Source organism: Comamonas sp. JNW (assembly GCF_003105075.1).
Taxonomy (GTDB): Bacteria; Pseudomonadota; Gammaproteobacteria; order Burkholderiales; family Burkholderiaceae_C; genus Comamonas; species Comamonas squillarum.
The window spans coordinates 391,883-410,639 of record NZ_QETI01000001.1 but is presented as its reverse complement, the minus strand read 5'-3'; the positions used below and the strand labels follow the sequence as shown (position 1 = coordinate 410,639).

Below are 18,757 nucleotides of genomic sequence, written 5' to 3'. Positions count from 1 at the left end.
GGGATGACGATGCAAACTGAAGAGCTGCACCCCGAGGAGTTTGGGCAGGCGGCGCAGGCGGTCATCGCGGCGCTGCAAGGGCAAGGCCCGGCCGAGGCGGCCACCGCCATGGCCGATGCCGGCCTGTTTGGCATCTGCGCCGATGAAGCGCAGGGCGGCCTGGGCCTGCCGCTGGCATTTGCGATGCCGGTGGTGCGGGTGGCAGGGCAGATGCAACTGTCCTACCCCCTGCCCGAGCAGATTGCCGCCAGCAAGGCGCTGCAAGGCACGGATGTGGGCGGCGAGCTGCTGCGCGGCGAGAAATCGCTGTGCGTGGTGATGGCCGCGCAGGCCGCTGGCGATTGGAGTGGGGTGGCGCGCAATGGCCTGCAGGCCGACTATGCGCTGGTGCAGACCGATGCCGGTTTTGCGCTCTACGACAAGGCGCACTTGCGCTGCCAGGCCGAAGAAATGCTGGACCCGGAGGTGCCCCAGCTGTGGGTATCGGCCGCCGGTGCCACGCCGCTCTTGAGCCTGGACGCGCAGCAGTCGCAGGATTTTTGCGCCGATACCAAGCTGCTCTGGGCCGAGTATCTGAACGGGCTTTGCGCCGGCGCGCTGGAGCGCACTGCTGATTACCTGCAGGCGCGCGTGCAGTTTGGCCGGCCGCTGTCGGCCAAGCAGGCGGTGCGCCACCACCTGGCGCGCATGCGCCTGCTGCTGGAGGCATCGAGCGCCCAGGCCTGGCGCGCGCTGCGCCCCGATGAGTGGGGCAATCCCCGCCAGGCGGACAGCGCCTTGGCCGCTGCACTGAGCCAGGGCGCCTGGGTGCTGGAAAAGGCCATCCACCTGCATGGCGGCATGGGCTTTACCTGGGAGCTGGGGCTGCACCGCAGCCTGCGTGAGCTCAAGAAGCTCGACGCCTGCCTGGGGGCGGGGGCTGTGATGCGCGCCGTGGGCGCTGACTTTATCGACCGTTGTGAGGTGACGCAATGACAGGCGCAATAGCAAGAGATATGGAAGGCCGCGTGGCCCTGGTCACCGGCGCAGGTGCCGGCATTGGCCGCGCCACAGCGCTGCAACTGGCCGCGCGCGGCGCCGTGGTGGCGGTCAATGACCTGAAGGAGGCGCTGGTCGAAGAGACGGTGGCTGCCATCACCGCCCAGGGCGGCCAGGCCTTTGGCGTGGTGAAGAACGTGGCCACGCGCGAAGAGATGACCGCCGCCGTGGACGAGGCCTATGCCCGCCACCAGCGGCTCGATATTTTGGTCAACAACGCCGCCTGGGTGCGCTACCAATCGGTGAGCGAGATCATGCCCGAGACGGTGGACCGCATGCTGGACATCGGCTTCAAGGCGGTGCTCTGGGGCATCCAGGCCGCCGCTGCCCGCATGGATGCCGAGCGCGGTGGCAGCATCATCAATGTGGCCTCGGTCGCGGCGCTGCGCTCGGCCGGCAGCTCGATGGTGTATTCGGGCATCAAGGCTGGTGTGCTGGGTATTACCCGAGCTGCGGCGGCGGAGCTGGGCGAGCGCTATATCCGCGTCAATGCGGTCTGCCCGTCTGCCGTACCGACCGAGGGCACCCAGCGCAACCGCAATGCCGAGCGCGATGCCGGCCGCGTGGCCAAGACACCGATGGGGCGCCTGGGCACGGTGGACGATATTGCCGGCACCATCTGCTTTTTGGCCAGCGATGCCTCGCAGTTCACCACCGCGCAGGCGCTGGTGGTGGATGGCGGCATTACCTTCACCAACATCTGAAGCCTATGCCCGCTGTCTTGATCACTGGTGCTGCCTCCGGCATTGGCCGCGCTGCCGCGCTGCAGTTTGCGCAGCAGGGCTGGGACTGCCTGCTGGCCGACATCAGCCCCGCGATTGCCGAGCTGCCCCAGCAGTGCCTGGCGCAAGGCGCGGCCAGTGCGCAGGCCTTTGCGCTGGATCTGACCGATGCGCAGGCGCTGGTCCAGCTGGGCCGCCAACTGGCTGCGCTGCCAGCACTCGATGCGCTGGTCAACAACGCCGGTATCTCGGACAGCAGCGGCCGGCCGCTGGCCGAGCAGGCGCCCGCGCAGTGGCAGCGCCTGCTACGGCTGAACCTGCAGGCACCGCAGGCCTTGTTCGAGACCTGTCTGCCCCGTTTGAAGGCCGATGCGCGCCTTGTCAATGTGTCCTCCGGCGCGGGGCACAAGGCCATTCCCTGGCGCGGGCTCTACAGCCCCAGCAAGGCCGGTCTGATCGCCTGGTCGCAAAGCCTGGCGCGGCGCTACCCGCAGCTGAGCGTGACCACCTTGTGCCCCGGCTTTGTGCGCACCGAGCTGGTGCAGGGCCTGATGGATGCCGGGCGCCTGGCGTTGGCCGATGCTGTTGCCAAGATCCCGCTGGGCCGCTTGGCCGAGCCCGAAGAAATGGCCGCAGCGCTGGTGTTTTTGGCGCAGCCCCAGGCCCGGGTGCTGTCGGGCCAGGTCCTGTCGGTCGATGGCGGATCGGGCATTTACGGCGGCAGCAGCCGCTGCGCGCTGAGCACCGCCGTGCCCGCACCGTTGCAGACCCCGCTGCATCTGCAGCTGCAAGCGGGCAGCGATGCCGCAGGTGATAGCGCCTGTGATGGCGCCTGGTTGCAAGCGCTGCAGGCAGCGGACGGCGAGCAGGTAGCGGCAACGGCCGCGCCTTGCCAAGGCCTGGTCAGCACCCAGGCGCTGGCCCCTGCTGGTGGTGATCTTGTGGAAGCCGTGCTGAGCGCCGCCCAGCAGTTTGCAGCCACCCATGCGCGCGATGCCAGCCTGGTGCTCTTGCTGCCCGCGACTGCCCCCGAAGGCGTGCCCGCCTGGCAGCACCAGACGGCACTGGCTGCCGCACGCATGCTGGTGGCAACCCTGGCCTGTGAATGGGCCACACAAGGCTTGCGCATCAATGCACTGCTGCTGTCGCCCCAGCAGGCCCGTGGCCCAGCGGTGGCGCAGCTGCTGCCGCTGGTCCGTTTTCTGGCCGGGGCACAGGCGCAGTTTGTCACCGGACAGTGCCCCAATATCTCGGGCTCCGAGGAGAGCGCCCATGGCTGAACTGGACACCGCCGCCGTCGAGGCGCTGTACCGCCAGGAGCGCGGCTACTGGCGGCCCTGGAATGCCCAGCTGCTGGCGCGCCGCCCGGCGTTTTTGCAGGCCTATGCCCACTATGCCGGCTACCCGGCGCGCAGCGGGGCCTTAAGCGAGCGCATGGTGGAACTGGTCTATGTGGCACTCGACGCATCGGCCAGCCATTTGTTTGCCAGCGGCCTGAAGCTGCACATGCAAAAGGCGCTGGCCTGCGGCGCCAGTGATGACGACCTGCTCGATGTGCTGACCTTGGTTTGCCTGCAAGGCGCAGGCGCGACAGCGGCAGCGCTAGGGGAGGTGACCCAGGTGTATGGTCTGCCACCCAAGGCGGAGGCCACGGTGGACGGCCAGCAGCCAGACCTGTGGGCGCGGCTGCAGGCCATCGACCCGGCCTACTTTGGCCATCTGCAGGCGCTAGCCAGCACGGCCGAAAGCGGCAAGGGCCTGAGCGCCGGCGAGCGCTGCCTGATCACGGTTGCGCTGCATGCCTGCTTTACAGCGATGCAGCCCGAGGCCTTGCGCGCAGCCTTGCAGCAGGCCCAGGGCCTGGGCGTGGCGCGCGAAGCGGTGGTGCAGGTCATCCAGATGGGCGCGCACCTGGCGGTGCATGGCACGGCGCTGGGCATCACGGTGCTGGCTGAGCTCGACGCCGCATGACATCGAACGACAAGGAGACAAACATGAACCAGCTGCGTACCGAACGCCGCACCCTGCTGATGGCGGCCATGGCCGCCGCACTGCCTGCAGCCCTTCCTCTGGCACGGGCAGCCACGCCCTGGCCCAGCAAGCCGGTGCGCCTGGTGGTGACCAGCTCGCCCGGATCGGGCGGCGATGTGTTTGCCCGCTTGCTGGCGCCCGGCCTGCAGGCAGCGCTGGGCCAGCCCTTCTATGTGGAAAACAAGGTGGGCGCCAACGGCATCATCGCCAATGACTTTGTCGTCAAAAGCAGCGATGCGCACACGGTGCTGTTTGCGCCGTCATCAGCCATCGTGATCAACCCCTTTATCCAGCCCAAGCTGCCCTATGACACGCAACGCGATCTGCTGCCCGTCGGCCAGATCGGGCTGTCCGGTATTTTTCTGGTCGCCAACCCGGAGACCGGCATTGCATCCTTGCCCGATCTGGTGCGCTATGCCAAGGCCAACCCGGGCAAGCTGTCCTGCGGCTCCTGGGGCAATGGCTCGTCGGGCCATCTGGCGCTGGAGGGCCTCAAGGCCCATTACGGCATCGACATCCACCATGTGCCCTACAAGGCGCTGTCCACCGAGCTGTCCGACATCATCGGCAACAACATTGCCATGGGCTTTATGGATATCGCGTCACCCGTGCCGCATATCCGCAACGGCAAGCTGCTGGCAGTCGGCGTGACGGGCACGCAGCGCGCGCCGGCCACACCGCAGGTGCCCACCTTTACCGAGCAGGGCTTCAAGTTTGATGCCGACGGCTGGTATGGCGTGTTTTTGCCCGCCGGCAGCTCCAACCCCCAGATGGTGGAGCGCCTGAACCACGCCCTGGCGCAGGTGGCGCAAAGCGCCGATATCCGCAAAAAGTTTGAAGACCAGAACATGGCCCTGCCTGCCGTCAAACCGGCGGCAGAGTTTGCCCGCTCCATCCAGTCCGATATGAAGATCTGGGGTGGGCTGGCCAAGCTGGCCGATCTGAAGATGTCGTAACGAGCGCGCTGGCGGCTGCACCGGGCGCTACAAGCCCGGGCCGCTGCTCACAGCAAACCCAAGAACCAGGTGGTCGCCGCAAGGCCGGCCACCGGCAATCCACAGGAGACAAAAATGACCGATTCATGCGCAAGCTTCAACCGCCGGCAGATGCTGCTGGGCCTGCTGGCCGCAGCGGGCACCGGCACGGCCTGGGCCAATACGGCCTGGCCCAACAAGGCGATCCGGATGATCGTGCCGGGGCCAGCGGGCTCGGGCGGCGACATCTTTGCGCGCCTGCTGCTGCCTCCGCTGCAGTCGACGCTCAAGGAAAGCCTCTATGTCGAGAACAAGGCCGGTGCCAACGGCATCATCGGCAATGACCATGTGGCTAAGGCCCAGGCCGATGGCTATACCTTGCTGTTCTCGCCGTCGTCGTCGATTGCGATCAACCCCATCATCCAGCCCAAGATGCCCTATGACGCGATGCGCGACCTGGCACCGGTGGCGCAGGTGGGGGCTGCGGGCATTTTGCTGGTGGCCAACCCAGCCACTGGCCTCAAGACGCTGGCCGACATGGTGCAGTACGCCAAGGCCAACCCGGGCCGCCTGGCCTATGGTTCCTGGGGCAGCGGCTCGACGGGCCACCTGGTGATGGAGGGCATCAAGGCCCACTACGGCCTGGACATGCCCCATGTGCCCTACAAGGGCACTGCCGTGGAGCTGGGCGATCTGCTGGCCAACACGATTGGCGTGGGCTTTATGGACATTGCCTCGCCCATTCCCCATATCCGCAGCGGCAAGCTGCGTGCGCTGGGCGCCACCGGATCGGCGCGCGGCCCGGCGCTACAGGATGTGCCCACACTGACCGAGCAGGGCTACAGCTTTGATGCCGATGGCTGGTACGGCGTGTTTGCGCCCGCCAAGACGGACCCCAAGATCATCGACCGCATCAATGCCGATCTGGGCCAGGTGCTGGGCAGCGCCGAGATGAAGGCCAAGTTTGCCGAGCAGAACATGCTGATCCCTGCGCACAAGTCGGCCGCCGAGTTCAGCCAGGTCGTCAAGAACGACATGGCGCTGTGGCAGCAGCTGGCCAAGGTGGCCAAGCTCAAGGTCGATTGAGCGACGCCCCGGGGCAGGCAGCGGGGCTGAAGGCTCTTCAGCCCTGCCCCGGGACCCTCTGTGCCGTATTGGCACAGCCAACTCTTGCGATGGTATGGCGATTGCCCGGCAGACAGGCTGGGCAAGGGATCCTCTGCAAGACCCTCGCTAAGCGGGATGGGCGCGGATCGGGATGAGGCGCAAGGCGTCTTTCGCAGTCAATAGCCGTAGCTATTGACAAGGAAGACAACGCAGCGAACCGCCCGAGCCCGCATTCAGACCACGGCAGGGAGTCTTGCAGAGTATCCCTAAGGAGGTCTTATGTCGATCAGGATTTTTTGGCGCGCTACCGCGCTGGGGCTGGGCCTGGCTTGCTGCGCGGCCACTGCACCGGCCGCTGAGGTTCAGGCCGCTTTCCCCAACAAGCGCGTGACCATCGTGGTGCCTTATTCTGCCGGCGGGCTGACCGATACGCTGGCCCGGTCGCTGGCGGCGAAGCTGGCGACGCTCTGGGGCCGGCCGGTGGTGGTGGAGAACCGCGATGGCGCAGGCACCATCATCGGCACGAGCGCCGTGGCCCGTACGCCAGCCGATGGCTACACGCTGCTGTTCACCAGCTATGCCTACACCTCCAACCCGGTGCTGCGCCGGCAGCTGTCCTATGGGCCCGACGCTTTCCGGCCTGTGGGCCTGCTGGGCTCCAGCCACAATGTGCTGCTGGTCACCAACCGCTTGCGTGGCCAGTCGCTGCAAAACCTGATCGACCGCGCCAAGGCCGAGCCGGGCAGCTTCAAGCTGGCCTCGTCCGGACCAGGGTCGAGCCCGCACCTGGCGGCCGAGCTGTTTGCGACCAAGGCGGGCATCCGCTTTACCCATGTACCCTACAAGGGCCAGGGGCCGTCGATGACCGATCTGATGGCGGGCGTCGTCGATGGCATGTTTGACGGCATGTCGTCGTACGCGCTGGTCAAGTCGGGCAAGGTGGCAGCCGTGGCCATCGCTGCCGAGCAGCGCCACCCCGGCGCGCCCGAGATCCCGACCTTCAAGGAGCTGGGCATGGATTTTGTCAGTGGCAGCTGGTTTGGCATGCTGGCGCCGGCTGCAACGCCCGATGCGGTGGTGCGGCAGATCAATGCCGACCTGCACCGCGCCCTTGAAGACCCTGCCGTGCGCGCCCAGATTGCCAAGACCGGCTTGCTGGTGTCGCTGTCCACGCCCGAGGCCTTTGGCCAGTTTCTGCAGGCCGAAACCCGCAAGCTGCAGGCGCTCCTCCAGAGCGGCGTGCGCATTGATCTGGATTGAGCCGGGGCGGGTGGGGGGCCTGCCGCATAATGGGCTTTTTGCCACCTGTCTGGATTGCCCATGCCCTACGCCCGCCATACCCTCGCTGCCGGATTGCTCGCGGCAGCGTCTTTGCTGAGCGCACCGGCCTGGGCCATCAACAAATGCGTCGATGCCCAGGGCCGCACCAGCTTTCAGGATGAGCCCTGCGCAGCCGGGCAGAAGGCCGAGGCGATCACCGTGACGCCCTCCAGCCAGGGCATCAACCCGCGCGAGCATGACCGCCCGGTGACCAGCCGTCCAACGGATAACCCACCGCCGTCCGTACCAGCAGCTGCACCCGCCGATGCGCCAGAACCCCGCCCGGCCGATTGCCCCGACCCGGAGCGCATGAAGAGCATGCAGATCGAGGCCGAATCGATTGCGCTGCCGCTGCCGATCCGCAAGCAAAAGCGGGCGTCGTTTGAAGCGCTGAAAGAGCGGTGCGGCGGCTAAAGACCCCCTCTCAGCAAAACGCCCGCGATTGCGGGCGTTTTTGTTTACACGGCCATCGGCGCCGTCAACGGCGCATGGTGCTGGTAGCCTTCCAGCCAGAAGTCCGAAGGCTCCACCTTCTCCAGCCACTCCGGCTCGTATTGGCCGGTCACCGCATAGTCGGGGATGCGGTCCGACAGCACCAGCTGGGGCGACTCAAAGGGCTCGCGCTTGAGCTGCTCTTGCAGCATGTCCAGGTGGTTCTCGTAGATGTGGGCATCACCGATGAAATAGGTAAACCAGCGCGGGGTGTAGCCACTCAGGCGCCCTATCAGGTGCAGCAGCGCGGCGCCTTCGGTGAGATTGAAGGGGGTGCCCAGGCCCACATCATTGCTGCGGATGTACAGGCACAGCGAGATCTCCCGCTTGCTCTGGTCAACCAGGAACTGGTAGAGCAGGTGGCAGGGCGGCAGGGCCATTTCTTCGAGCTGGGCCCAGTTCCAGCCGTGGAAGAGAATGCGGCGGCTGCCCGGGTCGGTCATGATGGTGTCTAGGCACTGGCGCAGCTGGTCGATGGCCTTGTAGAGCACGATCTGGCGCTTGCCGTCTTCGGCCACTTCGCCGATCTGGGTGTAGCCCTTGGCCAGCGCGTCGGCCACCTGGGCGGCGCCTTGGGGCTGGGCCTGGTCGATCAGCTTGTAGGCCGGCCATTGGCGCCATTGCACGCCGTAGACGGGGCCCAGGTCGTCGGCCTCCAGGCGGTAGGGGTTGGCCAGCCAGGCCTGGTTTTCATTGGCGTTCTGGTCCCAGACCTTGCAGCCCAACGCGCGGAAATCGGCAGCGCTGCGCGCCGCACGCAGAAAACCCACCATCTCGCCGATGGCCGATTTGAAGGCCAGCTTCTTCGTGGTGACAGCCGGAAAGCCTTGCTGCAGATCAAACTTGAGCATGGCGCCGGGCATGCTGAGCGTGCGGATGCCTGTGCGGTTGGACTGCCAGGAGCCTTGGTCCAGAATGCTCTGGACGAGTTGGAGGTATTGCTTCATGTTCTTCTGGCCTGATCGAGAGTGGGGCCTGGCCGCCCCTGGAGCGCCGAGGCGCTGCCTGGCCCGGTGCGATATGGGCGCACTGCGAGGGCGGGGCTGGGGGCAAGGCCCAAAGGGCCTACTGTACGATGCCTGCGTTTTTTGCGTAGGCCGTAAGGATAAGCCCACGTGGGTGATGGCGGCGGCCGCCCTTGCGGCCCAAAAATTGGTGTAGGGTGTCGGCTTTGGCGCCCGGGCCCACCGGGGCCGGCGGTGCATGGCCGTGGCAAGCACAGGTGGGCAGCGGGACATCGACAGTTTGCCTGGCGCAGGAGAGGGCGCGGCAAACGCACCAAGGACACCTGACTATGTGGATGATGACGAAAAAATGGGGCCTAGCCCTGGGCGCTGCTGCGGCGCTGGCACTGGCGGGTTGCCAGACCACGCCCGCTGGCGGCAACCCCAGCGGCCAGCAGGCCTGGAACCAGCTGCAGGCCCAGGTGGGCCAGTACCCGCAGGATGCCGCTTTCTTGCAGCAAGGCGTGATGGCTGCGCGCATGCAGCACCTGCTGGGCGAGCACCGCGCCGCCTTCATGCAGAACCTGCAGGTGAGCGGGCCGCTGAGCAAACAGGGCTCCGTTTACTACATCACCGGCAACCGCCAGCACGATGGTGGCCACAATGCCGCCGCCGTGGCGCTGGATGCCAAGAGCAACACCATGCGCATCTGGTGGCTGCAGGACGGCCAGCCGCGTGTGGTGCAGGACCCGGGCGCAGCGTTTTCCTGGCCCAAGGATGTGAACCAGATGATCAGCAACGCGGTGGGCACGCCGGCGTCGTGATGCTTCCATAAACAAAACAGGGCGGCACCTCTGCGAGGGCCGCCCTGTTTTGTTTTGGCGCTGGGTTTTAGGAGCTGCTAACACGACCCAGCAAACCGAAGGTTTGCGGTTGAGACGAGGCGTCAAGCTGCAGGCAGTACAGTAGTACGACAAGGCTTGGCGCGGCCGGCGAGGCAACGACGTATCAAGGGTTGTGCTAGTGGCTCTAAGCGCGTGTGATCATGGCATGCGGGTTCATAATGTTCTGCGGGTCCAGCGCAGCCTTCACCGCCCGCATCATCGACAGGGCCACCGGCGACTGGTACTGCGGCAAGGTGTCTACCTTGAGCGTGCCAATGCCGTGCTCGGCCGAGATGGAGCCGCCAAAGGCGGCCACTGCGTCATAGACGATGTGGTTGACCTCGTGCTCGCGCTCGTCGAGAAATTGCTTGGCGTCTCCGCCCTCGGGTGCCTGCACATTGAAGTGCAGATTGCCGTCGCCCAGGTGGCCGAAATTGACCAGGCGCATGCCCGGCACCTTGTCGTTCAGCACCTGGGTGGCATGCTCGACAAACTCCGGGATGCGCGAGATGGGCACGGAGATGTCGTGCTTGATGTTGAGGCCTTCCTCGACCTGGGCGAGCGGAATGCTCTCGCGGATATGCCAGAGGTTGTGGGCCTGGCCCAGGTTCTCGGCGACCACGGCATCGAGCACGATCTCTTGCTCGAATGCCGCTTCCATCAAGGCTTCAAAGCGGCTGCGGGCATGCTCTTCCGATTCGCTGTCGGAGTTCTCCAACACCACGGCATAGGGGAAGGCGGGGTTGTCGATAAAGGGCACGCGCAGCTGGGGCATGTGCTTGTCGACCAGGGTGAGCGCAAAGCGGTTCATCACCTCAAAGCCGGTCATACCCGCGCCCAGGTACTGGTGCGCCAGCGCCAGCAGGCGCACGGCAGCATCGAACGACGGCAGCGCCGCCCAGGCGGTGAGCTGGCTCGCGGGCAAGGGGTAGATCTTCATCGTCGCTGCCGTGATCACGCCCAGGGTGCCTTCGCTGCCGATGAAGAGGTTGCGCAGGTCGTAGCCGGTGTTGTCCTTGCGCAGGCCCTTGAGGCCGTTCCAGATCTCGCCCTGGGCGTTGACCACTTCGAGGCCCAGGCACAGCTCGCGCGTATTGCCATAGCGCACCACCTGGGTGCCGCCGGCATTGGTGCCCAGGTTGCCGCCAATGGTGCAGCTGCCTTCGGCGGCCAGCGACAGCGGGAACAGATAGCCCTGGCTCTCGCAGCGCTCCTGCAGGGTCTGCAGGATGCAGCCGGCCTCGACGGTGACGGTCAGGTTGTCCTTGTCGATCGCGCGGATCGCCTGCATGCGCCCCAGGTTCAGCACCACCTGCTGGCCCGAGGTATCAGGCGTGGAGCCCACGACCAGGCCGGTGTTGCCGCCCTGGGGCACGATGGAGGTGCCGTTGGCCGCGCAGGCCTTGACGACGGCGGCCACTTGCTCTGTCGTGGCGGGGCGCACCACCGCCAGCGCCTTGCCGTGGACGCGGCGGCGCCAGTCCTGCTCATAGGCCGTCAGGTCGCCCTCGGTAAGCACATGGGCATCGCCCACAATCTGGCGCAAGCTCGCAATCAGGTCGGTCATCGGAAGTCTCAGCAAATAAAAAGAAATCGGTTCTAGGAAGCGGCTGCGGGCGGGGCGGCCGGGGATGCGGCGCGCAGGCGGCCCCGGATATGCAGCACGCAGGCGGCAAACAGCAGCAGGCAAAGTGCGATCTCGGCCAGCGCGCACCAGCGGCTGGGCGGCGCATCACCCCAGGCGCGCACCACGCCCTCAATAAAATACAGCCACACCAGAAGGCTCAGCCAGCGGTAGGTATACATGCGGCGCTTGAGCAGGCCGGCGAGCGGAATGCACAGCGGCAAGGCCTTGAGCACCAGCCAGGAGCCGCCCGGCCGCAGCGGGGCCAGCCACAGCTCCCAGGCCAGGCACAACAGCACCAGGCCCAGCAGGGACGCCACGGCCAGCCAGCGCGAAAACTGCGCCGCTGCCCTGGCCGGGGCAGGCGTTACCAAATCAGGCAGATTTGCGGCGGGTTCAGGGGTCGATGCAGGCATGGAAATGGCATCATATCGGTATGTACGTCAGTGATGAGAAAAACGCAGCATCTTTGCAGGTGCAACCGCGCCAGGGATGGGCTTTGTGGTGGCAGCAATTTGCTGCGTTTCCCTGGCGCAATACCGTCAATACCTTGCGCACGCGCTTTGGCGAGGACCGCCTGGGCCTGACGGCCAGCAGCCTGACCTTTACCACCATGCTGGCACTGGTGCCTTTCTTCACGGTGGCGTTGGCGCTGCTCACCGCTTTCCCGATGTTTGCCACGGTCGAGGCGCAACTGCAGCGCTGGCTGATCGAGAGCCTGATCCCCAGCACCATCGCCAGCCAGGTGCTGGGCTACATCACGCAGTTTGCCTCCAAGGCCAGCCGCCTGGGCCTGGCGGGCCTGAGCTTTTTGCTGGTGACGGCGCTGGCGCTGATATTGACGATGGACCGCACGCTCAACAACATCTGGCGCGTGCGCCAGCTGCGGCCACTGGGCCAGCGGGTGCTGATCTACTGGGCGGCCATGTCGCTGGGCCCGCTGGTGCTGGCCTCCAGCCTGGTGCTGACCTCGTCGGTGGTGGCCGCTTCGCGCAGCGCGATGGGCGAGCTGCCCTACCTCATTCGCCTGGCCTTTGATTCGCTGGAGTTTGTGCTGCTGGCATCGGGTGTGACCGCCATGTACCGCTATGTGCCCAACACCCATGTGCGCTGGCGCGATGCACTGGCCGGCGGGCTGTTTGTGGCCGTGGGCATCGAGGTGGCCAAGAAGGTGCTGACCCTGTACCTCGTGCATGTGCCGACCTATTCCACCATCTACGGCACCTTTGCCACCTTGCCGATCTTGCTGATCTGGATCTATGTGGCCTGGGTGATTGTGCTGCTGGGTGCCGTGGTGGCCGCCTACCTGCCCAGCCTGCTGGCCGGCGTGGCGCGGCTGCCGCTGGCGCAGAGCTGGGATTTTCAGCTGGCGCTCGAATGCCTACGCGCGCTCAACCTGATGCGCTACCAGCCCGAGAAGGGCCTCTACCTGCACCAGCTTGCCACCCGAATGCAGGTGGAGGATGTGCAGCTGCACCGCGCGCTGGATGTGCTGTGCCAGCTCGACTGGGTGGGCGCCGTCGTCGATGTGGATGAGCGCCGGACCAGCACGGGAGCCACCGAGAGCCAGCATGACATGCGCTATGTGCTGCTGATCGAGCCCGCGCAGACCCTGGCTGCGCCGCTGGTCAGTGCACTGATGCTGGACCGCAACGAGGCCACCGAGCCCTTGTGGTGGCACAGCGGTCTCGACCAGATCGCGCTCATTGCACTGCTGGAGCGCCGCCAGTGGCTGCCGGAGGAGGTGCCTGCGCAAGAGGTGGAAGCAGTAGCGCAGGAGTTGGAGCCTGTGCTGGGTGATGAGACCCAAGCCCTGCAGCCCAAGGCTTGAGGGCAGTTTGATCGCTGAGAGGGGCTGCCCATCAGCGGCCTACCTGATGGCGATGCGCAGAGATCGCTGAAGCGGCTCAGTGGGCGGCGAAGCTTGCCTCATTGAAGGCCAGGCGCTGGCGCGCCAGCGCCACCATGTCGGCGGGGTAGCTGCTGTAGGCGGTCAGAGGGCTGTCATCCAGCTCGTACAGCACCACCAGGGCGGCGACTTCCCAGGCCCAGCGCGGGTGGTGCTCGCCCATGCCAATGAGCCGGCCAATGGCGGCCAGCGCAGGGTGCAGCTGGCTGCTGTAGTTCTCGTCCAGATAGGCTTGCAAGGGCTCGGTGCCCAGCTCGGACTGCTCGAAGAAGGCGCTCAGATCGGCATAGGGTTTGGGACAGAAGACCTGGGCGGAGGCTTCGTCCTTTTCACAGGCGACGGCGCTCAGGTAGTCGAGCAGGCAGTCACAGCGGTTGCCCAATAGACGCTCGACAATGCCGGGAATCAGCTCCTGGCGCTCGAGCAATACCGGCAGCGCCAGCAGTTGCACGGCAGCCGGGTAGCTGTTGGAGGCAGGGTTGATTGGTTGGCGCGCTTGCGCCGGTGCTGCGGCATCGCTGCGCATGAAGACCGCATACTCATTGCACCAGTGCAGCACATGCTCGAACAGGCTTTCCATCGCGCGAGGCGGCAGCCCCCGGCTGTAGGCCAGATCCAACAGCGCCAGCGATTGCAGCGCCGCGCGGCACCAGCCAGCCCGGGCAGCGCGTTGGCTGTCGGCGTCCAGATCCTGCACATCCAGACCATAGTAGCCATGGCTGGAGAATTCATGCAGGCTTGACAACTGGTCCGCCCAGGTCTCTGCCCATCGCTCCAGGTCCATGTCCACGCGTGGCCGCAGCAGATGCCAGGGTTGCGCCTGGCAGTGTTGCAGCAAACAGGGAAGGGCCTTGTATTGCATAAGTCGTATGTATCGGGTCTGCAGCTTTTCGGATGCAGCTGTCTGGGCCTCCATCGGCCTGGCAGATAGGCTAACGCATTTGATGCCCGCATTGCGGCATTTTTTGCGGTGGCTTACGCCTTCTTACGCCAGATACATACTTGATATTCTGCTATAAAAACAAAAGCAATATCGCAATTGCAAAGCTGATAGCGGGACGGATCGCTGCGGCAGGCCCTCAGGCGGGAAGCTGCGGCGCTGCGGCCTGTGCCTGCAGAAAATGGTGGATCGCAAACAGGGTCGCGTCGGGTGACTCGGTCATCTGGTTGTGGCCGCTGGGCACCATCTGGACCTGCACTTGCTTGCCAGCGGCTTTGGCGGCGTCCACCAGGCTGCGCGCGGCGCGGGCAGGCGTCATCTGGTCTTGCTCGCCCAGCACAAACAACACCGGGCAGGCGAGGGCGGCCATCGCAGCCTGGCCATTGCGGTAGCTATCGCAGGCCACAAAGCCGGTGTGCAGCAGGTTGGTGTCGCCGTTGCTGGCCTGCACGCGGCGGGCCAGCGCCATGCCGGCACCAAATACCCAGCTGCCCGCGCCTGAGGGTGGGGCCAGGGTTGCGCGCGAGAAGGTCTGCACCATGGCAATCGCCTGGTCGGTAGCGCTGAGCGCTTGCTCCAGCAGGGCGGGGGCGACCTTCATCGGGTCGGCCGTGCCGACCAGCACCAGGTGGCTGATACGCGCGCCCAGGCGTGCGGCCGCTTCCATCGCTATCAGGCTGCCCCAGCTGTGGCCGATAAGGGCCGCCTGCTGCAGGCCTGCGGCATCGAGCAGCTGCGCGATGGTCTCGGCCGCTTCTTCCACCGTGCGCGGCGCGGCGCCGGCACTTTTGCAGTGGCCGGGCAGATCGATGGCCAGCACGTTCCAGCCATGGTTGGCCAGGTAGCGGCTTTGCAGCGCCCAGACGCTGTGGTCGCACAGCACGCCGTGGATAAAGATGGCAGTGGGCTGGTTCGCATCCAGCGCCTTGCCGCCGGTGTAGGCATACAGGTCGGCACCTTGTACTTGGATTTGCATGTCTGTGCTCCGATGGTGTGGCTGAGGCTAGATGTCGGCAATCAGGCGTTTGCCCAGGCTCACGGTCTGGTCGTTGGCATAGCCCAGGCTTTCGTAGAAGGCGATCACCGCCTCGTTGCCGGCGCGCACCTGCAAGTTGAGCTTGGGGCAGCCCAGCGCCGTGAGCTCGGCTTCGGCCCGCTGCATCAGCTGGCGCGCATGGCCCTGGCGCTGGTGCCGGGGGTGCACGGCCAGGTAGTTGATCCAGCCGCGGTGGCCGTCGTAGCCGACCATGATGCTGGCGATCACCGCGCCTTGTTCATCGACACCGACCCAGAACAACTCGGGCGAGACGCTCTGCTTGCGCGCAATGTCCTTGTGCGGGTCGTTCCAGGGGCGGGTCAGGCCGCAGTCGTTCCACAGCTGAACGACGGCAGGCGCATCTTGCAGTGCAAAGACACGGATTTCCATCATGCGGCCTTCTCTGCGGACTTGAGCGCGCGCTTCAAGTCATCGATCAGGTCGTCGGCGTCTTCTAGGCCGATGGACAGGCGGATCGTGCCCTGGCTGATGCCCGCTTGCGCCAAGGCGTCGTCGTGCATGCGGAAATGCGTGGTGCTGGCCGGGTGGATGACCAGCGAGCGGCAGTCGCCGACATTGGCCAGGTGGCTGAAGACCTTGAGCGTCTCGATGAACTTCTTGCCCTGGTTGCGGTTGCCGGCAATGTCAAAGCTGAACACAGAACCCGCGCCGCGCGGCAGCAGCTTTTGCGCCAGCGCGTAGGAGCTGTGGCTCTCCAGCATCGGGTGGCCCACGCGGCTGACCATCGGGTGGCTGGCGAGGAACTGCACCACTTTTTCGGTGTTGCGCATATGGCGCTCCATGCGCAGCGGCAAGGTCTCGATGCCTTGCAAGATCAGCCAGGCGCTGTGCGGGCTCATGCAGGCGCCAAAGTCGCGCAGGCCTTCGCGCCGCGCGCGCAGCAAGAAGGCGCCGGTGGTCGATTCCTCGCTGAACACCATGTTGTGAAAGCCGTCATAGGGCTCGGTCAGCTCGGGGAAGCGGCCCGACTTTTCCCAGTCAAAACTGCCGCCGTCGACCACGATGCCGCCAATGACGGTGCCGTGGCCGGAGAGAAACTTGGTGGCCGAGTGGTAGACGATGTCGGCGCCATGCGCAAAGGGCTTGATGAGCCAGGGCGAGGTCAAGGTGGAGTCGACCAGCAAGGGCACGCCGGCCTCATGGGCGATGGCCGAGACGGTGGGGATGTCCAGCACATCGAGGCCGGGGTTGCCGACGGTCTCGCCAAAAAACAGCTTGGTGTTGGGCCGCACCGCAGCGCGCCAGCCGTCGATATCGCCGGGTTGGACAAAGGTGGTCTCGATGCCAAAGCGGGCCAGGGTGTAGTGCAGCAGGTTCTGGCTGCCGCCATAGAGCGCGGTGCTGGCAACGATATGGCTGCCCGCGCCCATCAAGGTGGCAACCGACAGGTGCAGCGCGGCCTGGCCGCTGGCCACCGCGATCGCGCCCACACCGCCTTCAAGTGCCGAGACGCGCTGCTCCAGCACCGCATTGGTGGGGTTGCTGATGCGGCTGTAGACATGGCCGGGCCGCTCCAGATTGAAGAGGCTGGCTGCGTGGTCGCTCGACTCGAAGACGAAGGAGGTGGTCAGGTGGATGGGGACGGCGCGAGCCCCGGTGGCCGGGTCCGGCTGGGCGCCAGCGTGCAGACTCAGGGTGTCAAAGCCGGGGTCGGTGTAACCGGGCATGGCGTATCTCCGCGATGTTGTCGTTCTGGACGGGCATTGTCGGCTATATTTAGCAGACCTGGGCGGGCAGGCCTGTCGCCGATGCGTGTGCACGCAGGTGGGCCCCGCCAGCATCGGAGAACGGTACAAGGAGACACCCATGAAAGTCAGCGATATCCTCCGCCTCAAAGGCAACACTCTCTACACGGCCAGCGTCAACGACCCTCTGGGCGACGCGATCCAGACCATGGCGGAGAAGGACATTGGCTCGCTGGTGGTGATGGAGCACGGCGATGTGGTGGGCATGTTGACGTTCCGAGAGGTGATCGTCGCCATCGTCAACAATGGCGGCACTGCAGGCAATATCCTTGTGCGCAGCGTGATGGACGATGCGCCGCTTACCTGCACGATGGAAACCGACATGGACGAGGTGCGCCGCATGATGCTCGACCGCCATGCCCGCTACATGCCGGTGATGGACAAGAAGATGCTGATGGGCGTGATCAGCTTCTACGACGTGGCCAAGGCCGTCGTCGACAGCCAGAATTTCGAGAACAAGATGCTCAAGGCCTATATCCGCGATTGGCCGGTGGAAGGCGAGACAGATTCTTGATGGTGGGACCGGCGCAGCTTGGCGGCTGAGCCGGCGACTTCCACAACCGCTACTGCAGCGGCCCGCGAGGCCGCTTTTTTGCGCCTTTGCTTTGGAACAGATGCTGGGTATTGGTCAGAAACGGATGATGCGCCCGGGGATGCGGCCGACCGTGTTATCGGTGGAGGCTGGGTTCTCAGCCTGAGCATCTGTTTGCGCTGGCAGGCCCACATACTGGGCGCGGGGGCGGATCAATTGGCCGCTGTCGCGCTGCTCCAGCGCATGGGCCAGCCAGCCTGCCGTGCGGCCCAGTGCAAACAGCACAAAGGCAGCGCCCGCGGGCAGCCCCAGGCCGCGCTGGATGGCGACCAGCGCATAGTCCAGGCTGGGGTGCAGGCCGGTTTGGCGGTGCACTGTTGCCAGCAAGGCATTGCGGTGCGCATCGGCCGGCAGCAGGCTGATGAGGCGCTGGCTGCGCGGGTCGCCTGCCGGGTAGAGCGGGTGGCCAAAGCCTGCGCAGTAATGCGGGCTGCCATGGGTGCGGGTGTCGGCCAGCAGCTGGGTGAGCGATGGGTGCAGTGCATCGCCAGCCCGTGGCGCCGCATGCCAGTCGTCCCAGTGCTGGTCGATCACCGCCGTCATCCCCCCGTGCAGTGGGCCGGTCAGCGCGGCGAGACCTGCGCCCAGACTGGCATGCAGGCTGGCGCCGGTTGATGCGACCACCCGGGCTGCAAAGCTGGAGGCATTGAGCTCATGGTCGGCGCACAGCACCAGCGCCTGGCGCAGGGTGCTTTCGCCGGCGGCATCCACACGCCAGAGCGCAGCGAGCTGCTGGTGGACCAGCCGTTCGGCCTGGGGCGGCGCAGCACCAGGAGGTGGCGGCAGCCCCGTCAGCACCCACAGCATCTGCTGGAGCAGCGGCCGGGCCCAGCCGGGGCTGGCCAGCGTGGGCTCGCTGGTGGGCAGGCTGTGCCAGGCGCTGAGCGCCTGGTCGGGTGACCGGGGTTGTGGCACGGGCGATGCTGCGGACGCCTTGGTCGGGGCCATGCGGGCGCTGCTGGACTGCGCCGCGATGGGCTGGCCCAGCAGCAGCGCGGCGGTGTCTTCCAGGCTGGCGTGCTGCGCCCATTGCAGGGCATCGCGCCCCCGGTAGTACAGCTGGCCTTGGGCCACCTGGGTGATGGCCGAGCGCAGCACGGGTGTGCCCCAGTCGAGGGTGGAGCGGGCGAGCTGCGCGGGGTTGCGCACGGTGTGCCGCTGGCGCGCGAGGCGCTGCACATCGATGCGGGCATAGACATGGCCGCGCAGGCCCGGTTGGCGGTGCGCCTGTAGCAGGCCCCGGCTGACATAGGCGTAGAGGCTGGCGCGCTGCACACCCAGCATCGCGGCGGCCTGCTGGCTGCTGAGCCAGGGGCTGTCGTCTTCTGAAGGTGGGGTGGGAGAGGGACGTGAAGCAACCATGGGCCATGCTACTGCA

19 protein-coding genes are annotated in these 18,757 nt (G+C 66.0%); 11 read left to right on the top strand and 8 right to left on the bottom strand.

The features are described 5' to 3' along the window. The first annotated feature begins 3 nt into the window (after positions 1 to 3). From DCO45_RS01890 to DCO45_RS01855, 8 genes are all read left to right on the top strand, one after another. Positions 4 to 975 (top strand): acyl-CoA dehydrogenase family protein, encoded by a 972-nt coding sequence (locus tag DCO45_RS01890; RefSeq protein WP_243419210.1) that lies wholly within the window; start codon positions 4 to 6, stop codon positions 973 to 975. Beyond that, on the top strand, positions 972 to 1,742 hold the full coding sequence (locus DCO45_RS01885) for a glucose 1-dehydrogenase (RefSeq protein ID WP_232539375.1): 771 nt from the start codon (positions 972 to 974) through the stop codon (positions 1,740 to 1,742). Before DCO45_RS01890 ends, DCO45_RS01885 begins: the two co-directional genes overlap by 4 nt. Positions 1,743 to 1,747: 5 nt before the next feature. Further along, positions 1,748 to 3,040, top strand: coding sequence for an SDR family oxidoreductase (locus tag DCO45_RS01880; protein ID WP_116924223.1), 1,293 nt, complete (start codon positions 1,748 to 1,750; stop codon positions 3,038 to 3,040). Beyond that, a complete protein-coding gene (locus DCO45_RS01875; protein ID WP_116924222.1) occupies positions 3,033 to 3,731 on the top strand; it encodes a carboxymuconolactone decarboxylase family protein in 699 nt (232 codons plus the stop codon). Before DCO45_RS01880 ends, DCO45_RS01875 begins: the two co-directional genes overlap by 8 nt. A gap of 23 nt (positions 3,732 to 3,754) precedes the next feature. Continuing rightward, positions 3,755 to 4,747 carry a tripartite tricarboxylate transporter substrate-binding protein gene (locus DCO45_RS01870; protein WP_116924484.1) on the top strand — a complete coding sequence of 331 codons (993 nt, stop codon included), beginning with the start codon at positions 3,755 to 3,757 and terminating at the stop codon, positions 4,745 to 4,747. Positions 4,748 to 4,861: 114 nt separating this feature from the next. Further along, complete coding sequence (locus tag DCO45_RS01865) at positions 4,862 to 5,851, top strand: tripartite tricarboxylate transporter substrate binding protein (protein ID WP_116924221.1); 990 nt, start codon at positions 4,862 to 4,864, stop codon at positions 5,849 to 5,851. 300 nt (positions 5,852 to 6,151) lie between these two features. Beyond that, on the top strand, positions 6,152 to 7,132 hold the full coding sequence (locus DCO45_RS01860) for a tripartite tricarboxylate transporter substrate binding protein (protein ID WP_116924220.1): 981 nt from the start codon (positions 6,152 to 6,154) through the stop codon (positions 7,130 to 7,132). A gap of 60 nt (positions 7,133 to 7,192) precedes the next feature. After that, on the top strand, positions 7,193 to 7,606 hold the full coding sequence (locus tag DCO45_RS01855; protein ID WP_116924219.1) for a DUF4124 domain-containing protein: 414 nt from the start codon (positions 7,193 to 7,195) through the stop codon (positions 7,604 to 7,606). A gap of 44 nt (positions 7,607 to 7,650) precedes the next feature. Here the strand turns inward: DCO45_RS01855 and DCO45_RS01850 are convergent, their stop codons facing one another. Further along, complete coding sequence (locus tag DCO45_RS01850; RefSeq protein WP_116924218.1) at positions 7,651 to 8,631, bottom strand: thymidylate synthase; 981 nt, start codon at positions 8,629 to 8,631, stop codon at positions 7,651 to 7,653. Positions 8,632 to 8,978: 347 nt separating this feature from the next. On the opposite strand from DCO45_RS01850, the gene DCO45_RS01845 reads away from it, so the two are divergent. Continuing rightward, on the top strand, positions 8,979 to 9,452 hold the full coding sequence (locus tag DCO45_RS01845) for a hypothetical protein (RefSeq protein WP_116924217.1): 474 nt from the start codon (positions 8,979 to 8,981) through the stop codon (positions 9,450 to 9,452). Positions 9,453 to 9,657: 205 nt separating this feature from the next. Here the strand turns inward: DCO45_RS01845 and DCO45_RS01840 are convergent, their stop codons facing one another. Both DCO45_RS01840 and DCO45_RS01835 read right to left on the bottom strand, forming a co-directional pair. Next, entirely contained in the window at positions 9,658 to 11,079 is a 1,422-nt protein-coding gene (locus DCO45_RS01840; protein WP_116924216.1) for an FAD-binding oxidoreductase, read from the bottom strand. 32 nt (positions 11,080 to 11,111) lie between these two features. Then, complete coding sequence (locus tag DCO45_RS01835) at positions 11,112 to 11,552, bottom strand: DUF2069 domain-containing protein (protein WP_116924483.1); 441 nt, start codon at positions 11,550 to 11,552, stop codon at positions 11,112 to 11,114. Between the two features lie 83 nt (positions 11,553 to 11,635). Here DCO45_RS01835 and DCO45_RS01830 point away from each other — a divergent pair, with 83 nt between their 5' ends. Continuing rightward, positions 11,636 to 12,967, top strand: a complete 1,332-nt coding sequence (locus DCO45_RS01830) for a YhjD/YihY/BrkB family envelope integrity protein (RefSeq protein ID WP_243419209.1) — start codon at positions 11,636 to 11,638, stop codon at positions 12,965 to 12,967. A gap of 76 nt (positions 12,968 to 13,043) precedes the next feature. Here DCO45_RS01830 and DCO45_RS01825 read toward each other — a convergent pair whose 3' ends face one another. From DCO45_RS01825 to DCO45_RS01810, 4 genes are all read right to left on the bottom strand, one after another. Continuing rightward, positions 13,044 to 13,907: a PoNe immunity protein domain-containing protein gene (locus DCO45_RS01825; protein WP_165841094.1), complete on the bottom strand. Its 864-nt coding sequence runs from the start codon at positions 13,905 to 13,907 to the stop codon at positions 13,044 to 13,046. Positions 13,908 to 14,124: 217 nt separating this feature from the next. Next, complete coding sequence (locus DCO45_RS01820; protein ID WP_116924213.1) at positions 14,125 to 14,961, bottom strand: alpha/beta hydrolase; 837 nt, start codon at positions 14,959 to 14,961, stop codon at positions 14,125 to 14,127. Positions 14,962 to 14,988: 27 nt separating this feature from the next. Continuing rightward, the gene (locus DCO45_RS01815; RefSeq protein WP_116924212.1) at positions 14,989 to 15,411 is read right to left on the bottom strand and encodes a GNAT family acetyltransferase; all 423 of its coding nucleotides are present in this window, start codon (positions 15,409 to 15,411) and stop codon (positions 14,989 to 14,991) included. Beyond that, positions 15,411 to 16,709: an O-acetylhomoserine aminocarboxypropyltransferase gene (locus tag DCO45_RS01810; protein WP_116924211.1), complete on the bottom strand. Its 1,299-nt coding sequence runs from the start codon at positions 16,707 to 16,709 to the stop codon at positions 15,411 to 15,413. Before DCO45_RS01810 ends, DCO45_RS01815 begins: the two co-directional genes overlap by 1 nt. 139 nt (positions 16,710 to 16,848) lie before the next feature. Here DCO45_RS01810 and DCO45_RS01805 point away from each other — a divergent pair, with 139 nt between their 5' ends. Next, a complete protein-coding gene (locus tag DCO45_RS01805) occupies positions 16,849 to 17,301 on the top strand; it encodes a CBS domain-containing protein (RefSeq protein WP_021028721.1) in 453 nt (150 codons plus the stop codon). A 114-nt stretch (positions 17,302 to 17,415) separates the two neighbouring features. On the opposite strand, the gene DCO45_RS01800 is transcribed toward DCO45_RS01805, so the two are convergent. Then, positions 17,416 to 18,741 carry a citrate synthase family protein gene (locus DCO45_RS01800; protein WP_116924210.1) on the bottom strand — a complete coding sequence of 442 codons (1,326 nt, stop codon included), beginning with the start codon at positions 18,739 to 18,741 and terminating at the stop codon, positions 17,416 to 17,418. Positions 18,742 to 18,757: the final 16 nt, after the last annotated feature.